Genomic DNA, 406 nt, shown 5'->3' with positions numbered 1-406 from the left:
TCGAGATGAGCATATCGAATTGTTAAGAAAAACATGGCAAGTTTTCAACGTAAAAACACCTCTAAGGTTGACGCCCGTATCTTATATAAGGGCATTTACTTGAAGGTGTTTTGTCTCAAGTTACATATTTTTTATTTTCACTAAAACTTTTGATATTGCCATCCATAAATTGATAAACATCAAAGTTCCGAAAATATCAGCCACAACTAAATTATATCCTGTAAATAGGTTTTCAAAGTGAAATAACGGCGTGTTATAAATGGCTATGCATAAAGAAATAATCATTGAAAACAGAAAAAGTTTTTTCTTAGTTATCATATAAATGCAATATAGGAACGTGTAATAAGCCCAAAATTGTGCTGCATACCATGCATGTGAGAGTCGAATGCCTGCTTTTGTATGTAGA

The 406-nt window shown here is 32.0% G+C and carries 1 pseudogene; it reads right to left on the bottom strand.

Features of this window, described 5'->3' with window-relative positions:
* Positions 1–120 precede the first annotated feature (120 nt).
* Positions 121–406, bottom strand: a pseudogene (locus BBG47_RS30530) (hypothetical protein); the annotation flags it as partial.

The organism is Paenibacillus sp. KS1, from assembly GCF_001680695.1.
Taxonomy (GTDB): domain Bacteria; phylum Bacillota; class Bacilli; order Paenibacillales; family Paenibacillaceae; genus Paenibacillus_B; species Paenibacillus_B suaedae.
The sequence above is the reverse complement of the archived record's forward strand: the minus strand, read 5'-3'. Positions and strand labels throughout refer to the sequence as shown.